Source organism: Kribbella sp. NPDC056951, from assembly GCF_042674205.1.
Taxonomy (GTDB): domain Bacteria; phylum Actinomycetota; class Actinomycetes; order Propionibacteriales; family Kribbellaceae; genus Kribbella; species Kribbella yunnanensis.
The window spans coordinates 528,037-542,675 of record NZ_JBHUQZ010000002.1; the positions used below are offsets into that span (position 1 = coordinate 528,037).

9 protein-coding genes and 1 pseudogene are annotated in these 14,639 nt (G+C 64.2%); 4 read left to right on the forward strand and 6 right to left on the reverse strand.

Features of this window, described 5'->3' with window-relative positions; translation table 11 throughout:
* Positions 1 to 128: 128 nt before the first annotated feature.
* Genes ACFTSF_RS10105 through ACFTSF_RS10115 form a run of 3 tightly spaced genes read right to left on the reverse strand, consistent with a single transcriptional unit; the run spans position 129 to position 2,481 of the window.
* Positions 129 to 1,226, reverse strand: a complete 1,098-nt coding sequence (locus ACFTSF_RS10105) for a protein-L-isoaspartate(D-aspartate) O-methyltransferase (protein ID WP_380153517.1) — start codon at positions 1,224 to 1,226, stop codon at positions 129 to 131.
* Complete coding sequence (gene tgmB / locus ACFTSF_RS10110; protein ID WP_380153518.1) at positions 1,223 to 2,206, reverse strand: ATP-grasp ribosomal peptide maturase; 984 nt, start codon at positions 2,204 to 2,206, stop codon at positions 1,223 to 1,225. The genes ACFTSF_RS10105 and tgmB overlap by 4 nt, the downstream gene beginning before the upstream one ends.
* Positions 2,203 to 2,481 (reverse strand): hypothetical protein, encoded by a 279-nt coding sequence (locus ACFTSF_RS10115; protein ID WP_380153519.1) that lies wholly within the window; start codon positions 2,479 to 2,481, stop codon positions 2,203 to 2,205. Before ACFTSF_RS10115 ends, tgmB begins: the two co-directional genes overlap by 4 nt.
* 176 nt (positions 2,482 to 2,657) lie before the next feature.
* On the opposite strand from ACFTSF_RS10115, the pseudogene ACFTSF_RS10120 reads away from it, so the two are divergent.
* From ACFTSF_RS10120 to ACFTSF_RS10130, 3 genes and pseudogenes are all read left to right on the forward strand, one after another.
* Positions 2,658 to 2,834: pseudogene (locus tag ACFTSF_RS10120) on the forward strand (helix-turn-helix transcriptional regulator); the annotation flags it as partial.
* Positions 2,835 to 2,981: 147 nt separating this feature from the next.
* On the forward strand, positions 2,982 to 3,827 hold the full coding sequence (locus ACFTSF_RS10125; protein ID WP_380153988.1) for a hypothetical protein: 846 nt from the start codon (positions 2,982 to 2,984) through the stop codon (positions 3,825 to 3,827).
* Positions 3,828 to 3,875: 48 nt separating this feature from the next.
* Positions 3,876 to 4,406, forward strand: coding sequence for an NUDIX hydrolase (locus ACFTSF_RS10130; RefSeq protein ID WP_380153520.1), 531 nt, complete (start codon positions 3,876 to 3,878; stop codon positions 4,404 to 4,406).
* A gap of 154 nt (positions 4,407 to 4,560) precedes the next feature.
* Here ACFTSF_RS10130 and ACFTSF_RS10135 read toward each other — a convergent pair whose 3' ends face one another.
* Both ACFTSF_RS10135 and ACFTSF_RS10140 read right to left on the reverse strand, forming a co-directional pair.
* A complete protein-coding gene (locus ACFTSF_RS10135; RefSeq protein ID WP_380153521.1) occupies positions 4,561 to 5,991 on the reverse strand; it encodes a hypothetical protein in 1,431 nt (476 codons plus the stop codon).
* A gap of 1,052 nt (positions 5,992 to 7,043) precedes the next feature.
* A complete protein-coding gene (locus ACFTSF_RS10140) occupies positions 7,044 to 12,908 on the reverse strand; it encodes an NACHT domain-containing protein (RefSeq protein ID WP_380153522.1) in 5,865 nt (1,954 codons plus the stop codon).
* Between the two features lie 125 nt (positions 12,909 to 13,033).
* Here ACFTSF_RS10140 and ACFTSF_RS10145 point away from each other — a divergent pair, with 125 nt between their 5' ends.
* The gene (locus tag ACFTSF_RS10145) at positions 13,034 to 13,273 is read left to right on the forward strand and encodes a hypothetical protein (RefSeq protein WP_380153523.1); all 240 of its coding nucleotides are present in this window, start codon (positions 13,034 to 13,036) and stop codon (positions 13,271 to 13,273) included.
* A gap of 914 nt (positions 13,274 to 14,187) precedes the next feature.
* On the opposite strand, the gene ACFTSF_RS10150 is transcribed toward ACFTSF_RS10145, so the two are convergent.
* The gene (locus tag ACFTSF_RS10150; RefSeq protein ID WP_380153524.1) at positions 14,188 to 14,514 is read right to left on the reverse strand and encodes a hypothetical protein; all 327 of its coding nucleotides are present in this window, start codon (positions 14,512 to 14,514) and stop codon (positions 14,188 to 14,190) included.
* Positions 14,515 to 14,639 lie beyond the last annotated feature (125 nt).

Here is a 14,639-nt window from a genome sequence, read left to right on the forward strand (position 1 = left end):
CTCAACACCATCAATCACGCAGCTACTGGCCTTGCTCACGTCCACCCCAAATCATGTCTGCGAACCAGATTTCCAAGCCTATGCAGCATCCGAGCCCGCGGTCGGCCGTCCAGTTGGCTGGCGAGTCGTTACGCAAGTTCCGGCAATTGCCAGGACGCGTCCGTTCCACCAAGACGCACCTCCTGGGCTTCAGGTCTGATGGCCAAGCTGAATCGCTCGCGCGAGGGCCGTCCCAGCTCAACCCACTGTTGATGGGCGATCTCCAACAGATCCCAAACCTTCTGCGGGCCGCCTTGCGACACAGTTCCCTGATCAATCCGTGCCCACGACCCATCCGGAAGCGTGAAGATCGCGATACCACTGTCGGCCAGCTTCGTCAGGAAGCGGAGACCCGGTACGGCGAGAGCTTGGACGAACCGGAAGTCACTGTCGAACCAGAACGATTCGTCCAACTCGGTTGATCGCGCCGTTGCAACGGCCGACAAGATCTCGGTGATCTGGCTACCCAGGTCGGCTGGCGTCGGGGCTGGCCGCAACGGCATGAAGAACGCGGGGCCAGGGAGGAAGCGCCCGGTTCCGCGATGATCAGCGTCGAAGTCGATCACCGCGATTCCAGTGGCAATCGGTGTCACGATGCGCCCGCCGGCTCGGGTCTGGTCGATCCAAGCTTGCGGAACCCGGTTCGGGGCGCAGGTCGCAATGATGCGGTCATACAGAGCGCCGCCGACCCACCCATCTGCTCCGTCGCCTATGCCGAGCATTGGCCGGTAGCCGAGCCCAGCCAGATTCTCACCGGCCGCCTGGACCAGGTCCGCCGCAATATCGACGCTCGCAACGTGGCTATCGCCGAGCCGGTGGCACAACAGCGCGGCGTTGTAGCCGGTGCCGGTACCGATCTCCAGAGTTCGATGACCATCTGCCGGGTCGAGCGCCTCCAGCATGACGGCCATGAGGCTAGGGACTGTGCTCGACGACTTCACATCTGGCGATACGACCAGCAACTGGTCCCTGTAAACACCTTCAAGCCACTCGTCAGGTGTGTTCGCGTCAACAGCCGACTGATCGCCAGGAGCCTGGCGATAGAAGACAGGCACAAAGACATGCCGCGGCACCTCAGCAAAGGCAGCACGCCACCCGTCCGACGTCAACGCCCCATCAGCTACCAGCTCCTTGACCAGTTGACGCCGCAGATTCTCAGCCTTGTCCTCGACAGGTACTGCGTTCACTCAACTGCGCCCTTCTCCAGAATGTCTGCCAACGCTGCGCTGATCGGCAACCCGGTTGCTTGCTCGATCCAAGCCCACTGACCATTGGGATTGACCTCGACGAAGACCCATTGCCCGTCCGGCCGAACGATGAAGTCAAAGGCACCGAACAGCAGACCGAGCCGATCCATCATCGCCCGAACGGCGGTCGTGATCTCGACAGGAACGCGCACTTGCGCGTACCTCACTGCGCGACCATGCGCCCGGATATCCAGGTCGCCATCCGGATCATCCGGCTCGATCGCAGCTGCGAAGCACTGTCCGTCAACGTAGGTCAGCCGGACCTCGTAATCGCGATCGACGACCTCCTGAAAGAGGTGTGCGGTCGCTGCGATGCCGGGATCTGCCCAGTCCGCTTCCACAACCTCGGCGGTGTAGAGCAGCCCCGTCCCAGCCTCCGAATCTTCATACACCACCGTGGACAGCGACTTCGTCACGATCCGCCCCATCCTGCGTCCGAACGCAACGACATCGTTGGGACGGTTCGTGAGCAGCGTTCGCGGGGTTGTCAGGCCAGCGGACGCGGCTACCGCAAGCTGGTACGGCTTGACGCGGGCATCCGCCATGTTGCCGGGATTGTTCAGCCAGATGACCTGCGGCAGGGCAGCCAGTACGCCGTACAAAGCATGCCTCGCCTGAGATCTCACGAAGGCTGCGTCGGCGTGGGACAGACCCGCACGTGTCTTGAAGCCGGAGGGTCGGCGGTAGTACACAGCTCGTATCTCGCTGAGCTCGGCGAGGCGCAGCGGCCCGAGAACCTCTCCGAACCAAGCCCCATCGAAGCCTGCTGACAGCTCTAGGGAATCGGGGAAGTCGCCGGGGTCCAGGCGCCAAAACCTGACGCCTCGCTCATTCAGGTGATCCAGAACGAAGTCCGCAGTTGGATCGCAGACCTCTGTCAACACCAGAACGTGAGGGCTCGGACCGCTGCGAGGTTTCATTTGTCGTCCGTCATCCAGTCGAGGCTGATCACGTCCTTGCCGTCACTCTCAACCGAGCACGTCGTGCCGGACATGACCAGATCGCGAAGCGGCCGGTCTCTGAAGTACCCAATCTGTGAATCGGGATCGAGGGTCATGGCCTCTCGCTCGTGCTTGAAATCTGGCTGCCATCGAGCCACAGAAACACCGAAGGGGCTAGTCGCCTCACCGGACTCCGAACGGAGCACCCGCCCCATGGGGAAGCGCTCGGTATCCAGATCGATCGTCGTTGTCATCATCCTCGTCCTTTCCTTTGACGCTGCCGCGTCGGCGCCGAATCCGGCGGTGTTGGCCGCTCGCTTCACTGAAACAAGCAAACCGTCTACTCTGCGTAGTTGCCAGCGCACAAATGCCGCACCTGCGCTGCACTGTTGACGCGACAACGAGGCGGCTCTGGCGGCGGGAAGTGGCGATGGCACCTAAGCGCACAAGACTGGCTCAGCTGCGGAAGGCTGCTGGGCTCAGTCAGGAGCGCCTAGCCGAGGTACTCGGCGTCGATCGCTCAACCATCGGCCGCTGGGAGGCGGGCGACACTGAGCCGCAGCCGTGGCTGCGTCCCAAAGTTGCCGCGGCCCTCGGGCTCAGCATGGACGAGCTTCGAGTCGTCCTCGACGGCCGCGGACCAGCACTCGCACCACACCAGCCTGCAATCACCCGCCCGTCCGGCAGAGCCGCGCCAAGACCTGGCGCCCCTGAAACACAGGTACTCCTCGATGCCCGCAGGCACTACGAGCGCATGTACCGCAATTCCGGTGGACTGCCGGCGAAGGTGCAGCTCGAGCGTTTCCTGACCGAGTACGCCGCGCCGCTCCTTTCCACAAGTCCGAGCGGCAGCGGAAGCCAAGATGTCCTCCGCGCGATGGGTTCCCTGGTCGCTCTGGCCGGTATCTGCTCCTATGACTGCGAGCAATACGGAGCGGCTCAACGACACTTCGACCGAGCCCTCCACTTCGCAGATGACGCCGGTGATCTCAGGTTCGGCGCATACATCTATGCACTGATGGTGAATCAGGCTCTCGCACTCAAAGACTTCCGCCGGGCAGGTGACCATGTCGAGGAAGCTGTCAGCTATGCAGCAAGGCACATTTCGCCTGCCCTGGAAGCAGACCTACGAGCCATGCAGGCCAACGCCTACGCCGCCATGGGAGAGCGCGAACTTACATACGCAGCCATCACCCAGTCGGAAGCGGCTGCAGGGCGCATCCGCACCAGCGAAGAGCCACCCGAGGCAGGCTACGTCCAGCCCGGCCTCATCGAGGCGAAGCTCGGCGAGGCCCTTATCAGCCTCGGTGATCTCCGGCCAGCGTTCGCATATACCCAGAAAGCGCTGGAGTCCGAGGACCACCCGCGCGGCCGCGTCAACCGACTCGCTTCAATGGCCACACTCGAGTTGAAGTCGCGCGAAATTGAGCACGCTTCAGCGATCAGCATTGAAATGGTGCAGCGAGCCGAAGGAATGGAATCACGTCGCCTGCATTCTCGCTTCCGTGAACTCCGGATCGGCCTTAATAACAGTGGAGCCTCCGCAGCCTCAGACGCCGTCGACCGACTCGACCGCGTTCTGAATCTCTTCACATGGTAGGGTTGCATGCACATATCTTGTTCCACGATCCCAACTGAAGGAAGTTCGATGGAATGGAAAAACCTCGGCGAGGAAACGGTTTATGAGAACCCCTGGTTCCGCGTAAACCTCGCCGACGTCGAGCTTCCTAATGGGCGGCATCTCGCTCATTTCCTCATTCGCCAGCGACCAGTCGCGCTGACCGCGGCCGTCAACGAAAAGAATGAGGTACTACTGCTCTGGCGCCACCGGTTCATCACCGACACATGGGGCTGGGAGCTTCCGGCCGGTGTCGTCGACGATGGTGAGACCATCGAGGAAGCAGCCGCCCGAGAGATGCTGGAGGAGACTGGTTGGCGCGCAGGCCCACTTGAGCCCCTTCTGACAGTTGAGCCGGCCAACGGGCTATCCGACGCGCTACACCACATCTACTGGGCGGACGGCGCAGAGTACGTCAGCCACCCAGAAGATGACTTCGAGTCAGACCGCCGCGAATGGGTCCCCCTCAAGGTGGTGCCAGACCTTGTACGCCGCGGCGAAATCAAGTCTGCCAACACCGTCGCTGCTCTGCTTCTCCTTCACCACATGCGCGACAACTGACGCCGCCCGGAGTCGTCGACCGCCGAGGCTTGGCGATCTCGAAGAAGGTGAACGACTCGCAGAGAAGCCTCGGACGATCAACTCCGGCTTCGCATCCAGTGCGCGCAGCGGTATGTCTCGACGAGCTTCTCGAAGCCGCGAGCAACCGCGACGTTCATCCCTGGCGACTCTTGACGTAGTTCCGGAAGGCGAACAGGCCAGTAACCAACGGAACGGCGACGGTGGCGCGAGCCACGTAGTCCCACAGGGATGTGAAGGAGGTGCTGCCAGCATGGAGCAGACCGGTCAGCGGTCCCAATGCCTGGCGTATGGCCTCACCAAGCAGCATCACGAGCCCATGCCAGGTCCAATCAGGCGTGAAGCCGAGTTTGGCGGCAGCAACGAACACGGAAGCGGCGAGCCACGTAGCGAATGCGGGCACGGGTCGCTCGCCGTATCCCAGTAGACGGTATCCCGCGAGAACGAGGTACTCGACACGGCTCGTCGTGCCGATGTGGCGCAGCCGATAGGCGGTCCAGGCAACCTTGGTCCTGGTTGACCCCGGCGCGCCCTTCTCGACGACCAAGCGTTGGAGCTCCCGTATCAGTTCGGCATTCTGACGGAGGTCACGCATGATCTCACGCCGAGCGGATGCGTCCGCTCGACTGTAGTGCCACCATCGCTTGGCCTGACGCCACCAGTCACGTTCCGATCCGGGTAGGGCAGTCGTGTTCGGATCGAGGTGGTACGCATCAGTCATTGCAGCCAGGACTCGACGACCTGTTAGGCCCTCCGGGGTCTTGAATCCACTTACCACTGCCCCACGGAAGTAGTCCGCTCGAGACAGGTTGTTGCTAGTTCTAATGTCGGCGATCAGAAAGCCTCGCTCGGAGCCGATGAGATGACATTCGCCGACAACCCCGAGGGTTACGATTCCTTCCAGCGCATCGAGTACCGTGCCGTTTCCTGCCTGCAAAACCGGGTGATGGCTATTGCGGTCAGCAGAGAGAGTTAGATTGCTGACTGTCGAGAGCGGAGCTAGCTCGATCGTGGCGGGGCCAACGACCTCGCAAGTCGAAAGGAACTGGCATTGAATCCGAGTGCGTGCCGGGGCCGTGATCTTCAGAGATGTGATGTCCTCAACGACCCAAGTAACCCGGCTGTTGCCAGATCCATCGATCGTCAGGTGGGCGCTATCCTGGCCCGAAAGGCTCTTGACCACGGGTGTGTACCCTGTCGGGAAACGCAGTTCAGCGTCTCCGACCACGTTGAGCAGTTTGATCGTCGGCGCCTGTGATGTGGGCAGATTGATCGCACACTTGCCGCGGAGATCGACGAAGTCGACTTCGGTAGCGAGGTACAGCGTCGCGCTGTTCACTGTGATGTGGATGTCCGTCGGGCAGTCCTTCGCAAGCGCTAAGCCCCCAGCCGTGATCTCCACGTTCCCCTGATACTCGCTGTGCGCACCGAGCGTCAGCGGATTGTTCATGTCGGCAGATGCCAGCGTCACGTTGCCCTGTGATCCGACGTCCATGTGGACATCCGCCTGCGTCGCACTGGTGCCGATGTCTTGCCGGATTACACTGACCATCGCCTTCGATGTCAAGTTCCGTATGCTTAGGGGGAATGTATATCGACTCTTGGAGATGACGGTTATCTGAGTGCGAGAGTCCGTCGGGAAGCTGGATAGGTCCAGATATGTGTGCGCGCCGATAGTCAGCACGAAAGCGCTGTCAAAACTCTCAGGAATGTCAGCTGTAACAGCAGATACGATGTGATTGGCCCCACTGAGGTCGGCGAGCAGGCGGGTTTCCCACTTCGGGCGTTCGCTGGTATTAATTGGCACGACTCGATCTTGGGTCCCCAGGCCGTGGTGAAGCAAGAGAACGGCGGCCGTGAGTGTGCACCCATCTGCCACGCGCGCCTGCGGGCTCGAGTCCCGAATCGGCAGGAGGCGTGCTGCATCGGGCCGCCGCTCCTTCGCCGTCGCCTCTCAAGGCCTCGGACGCTCACAATTCTGGCGACACTCTTGTCGAGGGCCAACCCGATTGGTCCGTCGAGGGCAGCCCTACCGGGACACTGCATCTGGCCGCCAACTGTCCTTCGTTCGACAAGCCCTTCGGCGGTAAGACCGATTCGTTCTGTAGGACCTCGCGGCAACGCCGTGCGACCACCGTCATCTGCGCTGATGAACCTAACTCTGCTCCCACGGCACAGCCTGGCGCGACAACTACCGGTGGATGCGACGACAGTTGAATCGCGGGACACGGACGGCCACGGGTGGTCAGTCGGGTGCGGTTGCACCCGAGGCGCGGGCGGTAGCCCGCAAGGGCGATGAGGGGTGGGTGGGGCCAGTGCGTAGCACGCGACGTAGGAGCGGGCGTAGCGCTGGCGGGCGATGAAAGTCACTACCTACCTGATGCGCATGCCGGAGATGGCTCGGGCTATTACGAGGCGCTGGATTTCCGACGTACCCTCGAAAATCGTGTAGATCTGCTTCAGCTCAGGCTGCCCACCTTCGTTGAAGGTTTGAATCGCCCTCTGACCTGCGAGTTTGTTGCTCATCGGTGTCCGACGATGATCAACACCTGTCGACGTCCCACGGAGCTGTGACGGAGCGGGTCGTTGCCGCGAGAGCCCCGCACGCACACGCACTCCTCACACAGCGCCGATCAAGCCCACACCAGCCGACCACAACGGTCCAGCCACGTTCGTGAACGGATTGACGACCACAGTCCGCGGGTCGGCCCGTCGCAGCGTGTGCATACACGCAACGACGTCATCAGCCCCTAGGTGCCCTGCTCTCCTCAGCGCCGTCGCGCTCACGAACGCACGACGTGCAGAGGCCTCACTCGCCTCCCGTTCGCGCGCCGCTGCCCCCGTCGCTGCCCGCAGCGCGCGGTCTGGGGTCGATCCCGGCGCAAACAGCGGCGATCCGTCCGCCACCGCATCGTCGGCCAATCCCCTACGCAGCGACGCGACCGCGTCGGAGTCGTGCCGCAGTCTGTGCATGAGAGGCACCGTGAGCTCCCACAGAGAGTCGTGCAGGTACTCCAAACGCATCGGGTGAAACAGGCGCTCCACTATCACCGGCAAGTCCGCGGCCGGCGCTGCGCCCAGGCACAGCGCCGATACCTCGAGCCACGAAGCCGGTTCGCCAACACGCTCGGATCCTTGTGAGAACCAGGCACCAAACGCGCCGAGCCACCGCTGCGTCAGCGGGTCGTCGGGGAACAACAGCGTCCAGGCGGTTCTACGAAGGGAGAACTCCTCGTCAAGCCAGGCCCTCTCGAAATGCCAAGCATTCAGACCAGCAGCCGAGTCCGTGCCTAACCATTCCTCCCCAGATTCCAGCCCCGCCAGCAGTGCCTGGCGCCCTGGATGCACCGGACTCTGCGCGGGTCCCGAGGCCAAGGCCTGGCCGACCTCCTCGGAACTCACCTGCCAGGACTCCACGTCCAGCAGGTGTCCCAGCGCCCATCTGGTCACCTCATCGTGACGGTCCACCCCGCGTCGCCGCGCGGTGTCCGCTGCCTCGAGGACCAGGTCCAGGCTCACCCGGTCACCGCCGGTCTCGCGCTTGCGCGCATCGATCACCGATGTCGCCAGCCGCAGGTCCCGGCGCTCGCCACCGCCCCCACCAGCGAGCCCACCGTCACCGGCACCGCTGCCGGCTTGCTTCGCCGCCTCCTGCTGCCTTACATGCTTGCGCACCAGCTCAGACATGCCCTCGCTGCGGTCGGTGGCCGACGCCAGCGCCTCGACCGCCTCCACTTCCCGTGAGCGCCCCTGTGACTTGAGGCGGCTGGCACTCAGCCGAGTCAACAAATCGTCGCCGAAGTGCGAGCGCAGGTCTTCCCACCTGTCAGCTACGAGCGCCACCAGCAAAGCATCCGGAACTCCATAGATGTCGCCGAGATCCACCCCAGGCTCGCTCGGCTCCCCGATCGTCTCGCGTAGGCCGTCGATGAGGCTCAGATCTGCGAGCATCAACATGCTCACCCAGGCATTGCGCCGGTTCTGGTCCATCGCTGGCCCGTAGGAGCACAGGTCTTGCCGCACCGACTCCCGCCAGACCGCCATCTCCGGAATCACCGGCCCGGTCCCGTCACGCCCTGAGCGTGACTGGTGGCGCAGCAGCGCCTGGGTCACCCCGACGGCCACCGTCCTGCGGACTCCGTCGTCCTTGTCGTTCTTCCAGGCACCTAGCACGTCAAGCAACTCAGGGGCAGGCACGCTGCTACGACACAGCTCGTGGGCCAGCACCTCGCGCATCTGCGGCTCCAGGAACAACATCAGGTCCAGCGCTAGCTCGACCACCCGAGGCGAATCGGGACCTGGACGCTCGGAGTGAGCCCGCAGTGTCGCCGAATGAATCGTGTCGACGACGCCTTCGGTGACGTGCCGGTCGCTGCGTAGCGCGGCGATGGCGTAATCAGCGGTCAGCTCCGGCCAGGTGTAGATCACATCGGCGATGTGCCAGCCCAGATGCGCCTCCACCTTGGTACAGGCCGCACAGACTTCAGACTCCTCGTGAGCTTCGAGCACCCGTCGAGCCTCGGCGAGGCGTTCGTTGGCCGCGGAGCCAGCGGGACCTGGCAGATCTGGAGTGCTGAGGTCCCCTGCTCGATCTTGGTTCTCCGCTCCATCCGCTGCCGCAACCGCCTCTCGCATCAGCCGCCATTGGGTCGCCACAGCCTCCGCCAGCAGCATCTGCCCCTCGCCGCGCAGCTCGCTGTCAGCTTCCAGTGAGGCTCGTAGCAGGCCATAAATCCGCTCGAAGCCTGCTTCGATTCCAAGTACCTCCACGGCCACCGACGAGAACCTGCTTGCGCCAGCATCCTCGGACAGACAATCGCGCAACACCGAGAGCACCTCTTCGTCGTGGCCGTGCTCCGTGATCAAACGCCGGGCCACGCGCTGTGGCCGGAACCCCTCTAGCCCCCTGAGCAGCGCGTCGCGCGCCTGCTCGCGCGGGAGGCTTTCGGAGATCTCAACCGCGGAGCCGGTGATGTCGGTGATCCCCTTGTCGACGTAGGAAGCCAGTGCTCGCGCCATTGCGGGGTCAGCTCGCCAGGCCTGCGGAATCAGGTTCAGGTTGAAAAGGATCAGCGGACGCTCCTCCGCGCCGCTGAGCTCGGACGCCACCCAGTCGCGCAGGCGGTGGTCGTCGGCGAGCGGTCCGCACGCCAAACGCCAGCACAGGTCGCGATTTCCTCCGCTCCTGCCATTGGTGCGCAACGTCTCCAGCGCCAGGTCGGCCAGCTCAGCGCGCACTTCATCCGACGCCTCAGCGACAACCTTGATGACGAGCCCGTTGGTCATCGCGGTCCAGTCGTGCTCGGGGAACCACCGCTCCTCATACAAGTGACCCAGGACCCACTCGATCTCGTCCTTGCTGAGCAGCGCCTCCACCGCGATCTGCGGCTCGGCCTGCACCGTAAGGTACAGCGCAGTCGTCCGCAGCGTCACCCGGCTCTCCCGGCGGCCCCACTCCAGGTGCTCCTGCGTTGCCGGCTCATCAGGCCAGCCGGTCGCCATCGCCAGCAGCCCCGCAGCCTGAGCGCCGACCGTTGGCCCTTCACGAACCAACTGAACAAGCCGGTCGAGCCGCGTAGCATCTGGCTGCTCCGCCGCCTGACCTGCCGCTTCCTCGGTTGCTGGCCGCCGTGCGCCGAATCGCTGCGCATACGCCTGGGCTGCATTCCCCCTCACCTCGCCCGCGTCGTCCCTCATCGCTCGGACCAAGATGGCTTCCGCCCGTTTGTCGGACACCGCCAGGTCACGCAGTGTGTAAATCGCAGCCCCAGGGAACGGGCGCGTCGCATCTAGCCACCGCTTGAAGGTCGGCAAAAGCCTGCGACGGTGACCGGCGTTCGCACACGCCCTCACCAGAGCGCTGACAACCTCGGCTCGGTGCTCCAGCGCAGGTGATGTCTCGACCTCCCTGACGAGGCGATCCAGGTACTCGGCAGCCTTGCGCGGAGCGAAGTCGACCTCGGCAGCGATCGCGTGTGCCAGCAGCTCAAGGGTGGCCTGGTGCTGACGAATGTCGTCGGGCCAAGCGCGGGGAGCGCCGCCATCTTGGCGGCTCCCGACTAAACCCCTGAGCAGCCCATCAATCAGCTCGCCCACCGCCGGCGGGTTAGATTGAGCCGTTAGGCACGAGAGCAGCACGTCAAGCCACGCCGGATCCGCGAGCCGCTCGTCAAAGACGCGAACCTGCTCACCGCTGGACAACCGGGCCAATCGCCGACCAGCCAAGTGGTCGAGCAGCACCCGGTGGATGAATCCGACGCTGTCGGCCCCTTGTGGAACCAGAAGCCCGAACTCGTCCTCGGCCATCCTCATCGCGGCTGTGGCCATGTCCCGCGCGGCCGACGCGGGGTAGCCCAACACATCGTCGTCGCACAAAGCCTGCTGCACCAGTCGCTGCATTTGCTGAACCGGGACGACGTCCGTGCGACCGTCGAGGACCAGCAGGTAGGCAACCGCCTCCATCAACACCTTGAACTCGCGCTCGTCGAGCGGATGTTCTACGACCGTCGAGAAGCGGCGCCGCATCTGTGGATGCCGACGGACCATCAGGTCCACTACCTCGTCGTAGAGCTGGTAGCGCTTGGGCGGTAGCGGCTCACCGCGCCATGTGGTCGCCAACAGCGCTAAGAACAGCGGCGTTCTCGCCAGGGCCAAGAGTTCCGGGACGCTATCGAGCTCATCGAGGAACGGCTCGACGTGTGCACGGTGCCACGCAGAGACCACCTCGCTCGCCGCGCCACCCGGCTCAGCCCCGGTCCCGTCACCGGGTGGCGCCAGATACTGCGCCGCCATCGCATATCGCTGCTCATCATCGAGCTCGGTCACATCCGCTCGCTGCCAGGCCAACGCGAACGCGAGCCGGTCCACTGCGTAGGGCCGGGACGACATCAAGGCCGCCGCCTCGGTGTGCTGGCCCAGGAACGTCTCCACAACTCCCAGAGCGTGGTTGGCCGAGCCCTGGCTCTTCCACTCGTCGATGCCATCGACCAGAAGCATCAATCGGTCGTCATCCAAGGCGCGCCGCACAAGAGGCCACAACTCCACCATGCCGCGCCCCTGGAGCCACGCCCTGATCGCGGAGTTGAGCGAGTTGGATTCCGAGTCGTCGAGATGGCGACACAAGAACCCAAACGGCAACCAAACGGGGAGCCGGCCCCCATGTACCTGGTGCAGCACGCCTGACTGCGGGTTCGCACTGAGAAGGTCGCGAGCAACGAAGCGCAGCAGGCTCGACTTACCCGATCCAGGGGCCCCCACCAACAGGTTGCGGCGCCCCCTGGCCAACCACTCGTCAGCAGACTCGCGGAACCTATTGTCAATCTCCGTAGCGGTCTGCTCACCAAGGAGTTGTTCGACCGCACGCAGCGAACGCCGCTGACGACCGAGGGTCGTCGAGGCGACGAAGCGGTCCGAACCCGCACCCGCCACAGAGACCTCCGGACCGGACACTGAACCCAGCCTCACGAAATCCGGTCCCACAAAATTCGGTCCCCCCAAAACCCGCCCCCGGCTCCCAGGCTCGGCCAAGCCGGTCCCACCGTGAGTTCCCGGCTCGAACCCTGTCGCCGGGCCACCATCCCGGTTGACCGCCTCGGCTGAGCGCGGCCCTACGTCGACGATGATGAAGTCGTTCTCAGTCTGAGTCTCAGTAGGGGCATCGGTACTCGCCCGAGTAACTGCCCTAGCCCACACCGCCGGTCGGGGCACGGCGTTCTGCGCCTCGAACACCGCACCATAGAGCACCCCCAACCGCTGACGCAGCGTCTGGACATCCTCGAAAGCGAGTCGGTCTCGCACACGCGCCAGACCCTCGGGCCCGCAGAACGGCTCGACCCACCCCCTGCCGAAGAAGTCGTCGACGAGTTCCGCATGGGTCCGCAGCAACTCGCTGACCTCGGCGGCTCCCCACGGCACGAACTCGATCCCGACCTCGCCGAGTGACTCGGCGGCTCGGCGCAGCGCTTCGTCGAGCCTTGTGTCCGTCAGGTCGAAGCTGGTGGCGAAGAAATAGGTACCTGTCTCCGCGGGCCAGTCACCGGCTAGGAAGTCCGCAATAGCACCATCTATGTCCGACGGCGAGAGCCGCTGGACCCGGCGCGATTGCAGGACCGCGTAGTGGCGGCCAGTGGCGCCAGAGGTACCCGTACCCAAGTTGCCCGCTGCCGGAGTCGCTGGGCGCAGTCGTGCGTAGGCATCGATGCCTTGCTGGTCCTGTCCGCGCGTGCCGTAAAGCTTGGCCCACTGCACTGACGCCACCCGTTCGAGCAGGCGCAGAAAGAGTCGCTCGGCGTTCTCCCAAGCAAGCTCGTGCACCGGGAGCCCCGTGAGCCTGGTCAACACGGGGGGATGTGGTAACTGCAGCTCGGGCGGCGTCCACAGCCACCCCGCAGCAGTCTCACCGGCAGTAACGGCCACCTCGCGGCTAGGCACGCCGTGCGCTTGCCCGCTCGCAGTTCCGGCGGCAACTTCCTCGGCGCTGGTCATGTATTAATCCTCCCCGACGGCACGGACAACGCGCGGCAGACTCGGGCCTCCTCGTCCGTCGGGATGCTTCAGGCTCAGAACTTCCTGACTGGGCGGCGCAGGCAGACAGCGTCCTTCTGGGCGGAATGACGATCGCTGCACCGGTTGTCACAGGCAGCTTCATCGCACGTGGACAGCGTTCTGTTCTCGGCAAACGGCAGGTCGAGGGGGTCGCGGCGTCCACCGGAACGTTGGCCACGACCCTGGTGCGGCTGCGGCCGCGCGATCCGGAGTCCACGTGCGTCGTCGAGCGCCGCAATGGATTCTTCGACCCCTCATGCCAGGCAGCGACTCTCACCGATTCCGAACGCATCCGCAACGACTAACACCTGACTCCACCAAATCCGGCAACAAACACCAGATATTCCCCCACGCCCCCGCAAGACATCTGCCGCCCACCGGCCAGCGCAGGCGTCCGCACCGTAAGTGAAGACTCAACGACTTGCTGGATCCTCCGTGCGTCGCAGGGCGCCCGACCCCGCCGAACCGATGCGGGCATCACCGGCACACTTCTGGCATCCGAGGTGTTGCACGTCAATGAAACGGGTAAAGAAGGCCTGCCCTGCCTCGGCCGTTGAGTGGTTATGGATGATCTTCCGCCGCCGTTTGGGAACGATTTGAGTGCTCGTCAGCGGGTGTGTGAGTGGTGCGCCGCTCAGTACACCGCCGGGCGATCTGATCAGCGGTTCTGCTCGGATCGGTGCCGGCTTCGGCGGTGGCGGAGTAGCAAACGGGCGGCTGCGGGGATGCCGGGCGAGGACGATCGGGCGCAAGGGCTGATCGAGGAAGTGGCGCGGTTGGAGGAGCAGGTGGAGGCGCTTCGGGCTGCCAACGCAGAGCTTCGGGAGGCTCTTTCCCGGGCACAACGGCAGCTGGTTATGGCGCAGCCTTGGCCACGGTGGGGGCTGGGTTCAGGGAGTCGGTAGAGGTACGGGCGCCAGGCCGAGATCGGCGTCTGTCGCGACTCCCAGGACTGTACAGAGAGCTTCGCGGTACGAGGCTCCGGGGCGGCGGACAGCTCCGCGCTCGAGTTTGGCTAGGTAGTGGGCGTCGAAGGGACGGGTCTCGCCTTTGGTGTGCCAGAGCCAGGTACAGACGGCCTCGGCTAGCTCGGCTCGGGACATGGAGCGGGTGGCATCGGACGGGGATGGTGTGCGGAGTCTTGCCGCCCGAAGGCTCGTGTTTGGGGAGGGCACGGGTGATTCCTCGGATGGAGAGCGGGACGGGCGCGGAGGTGAGGTCAGCACGCCCGCCCCGCTGACTGAGGGGGCTCCGAGAGGAGAAGTTCTACTTGGTTGGTGCGAAGCACTTGGCGGAGTTCGAGGGGGTTGCCAATGCTCGCGAAGTGGAAGAGGTTGGGGACGATCAAGGCGCAATCAGGGAGGTTCATGACGGCGGTGAGGGCGTTGTGGAGTTCGTTCGGGGCCGTGGCGATCTCGTCGATGTAGAGGGCAACTAGCTCGCGCTGGTGGGCCACTGCGCAGTCGACGATTCGCTTGCGGCGTGTGGCTACTTCGGCGTCTGTCATGAGGAAGTGCTTCTTGAAGTAGCCGAAGGCGAACCGCATGTCTGTCCCCGTTGGTGGTGAGCTGGTGATGTGTGATCAGCGTCGGGTAGCGGGCTTTGACGGAGACATGGTTCGGTGCTGGCGCAGCACTGAACTTCTCCTGAACCGACACCCGCTGTCCGGCT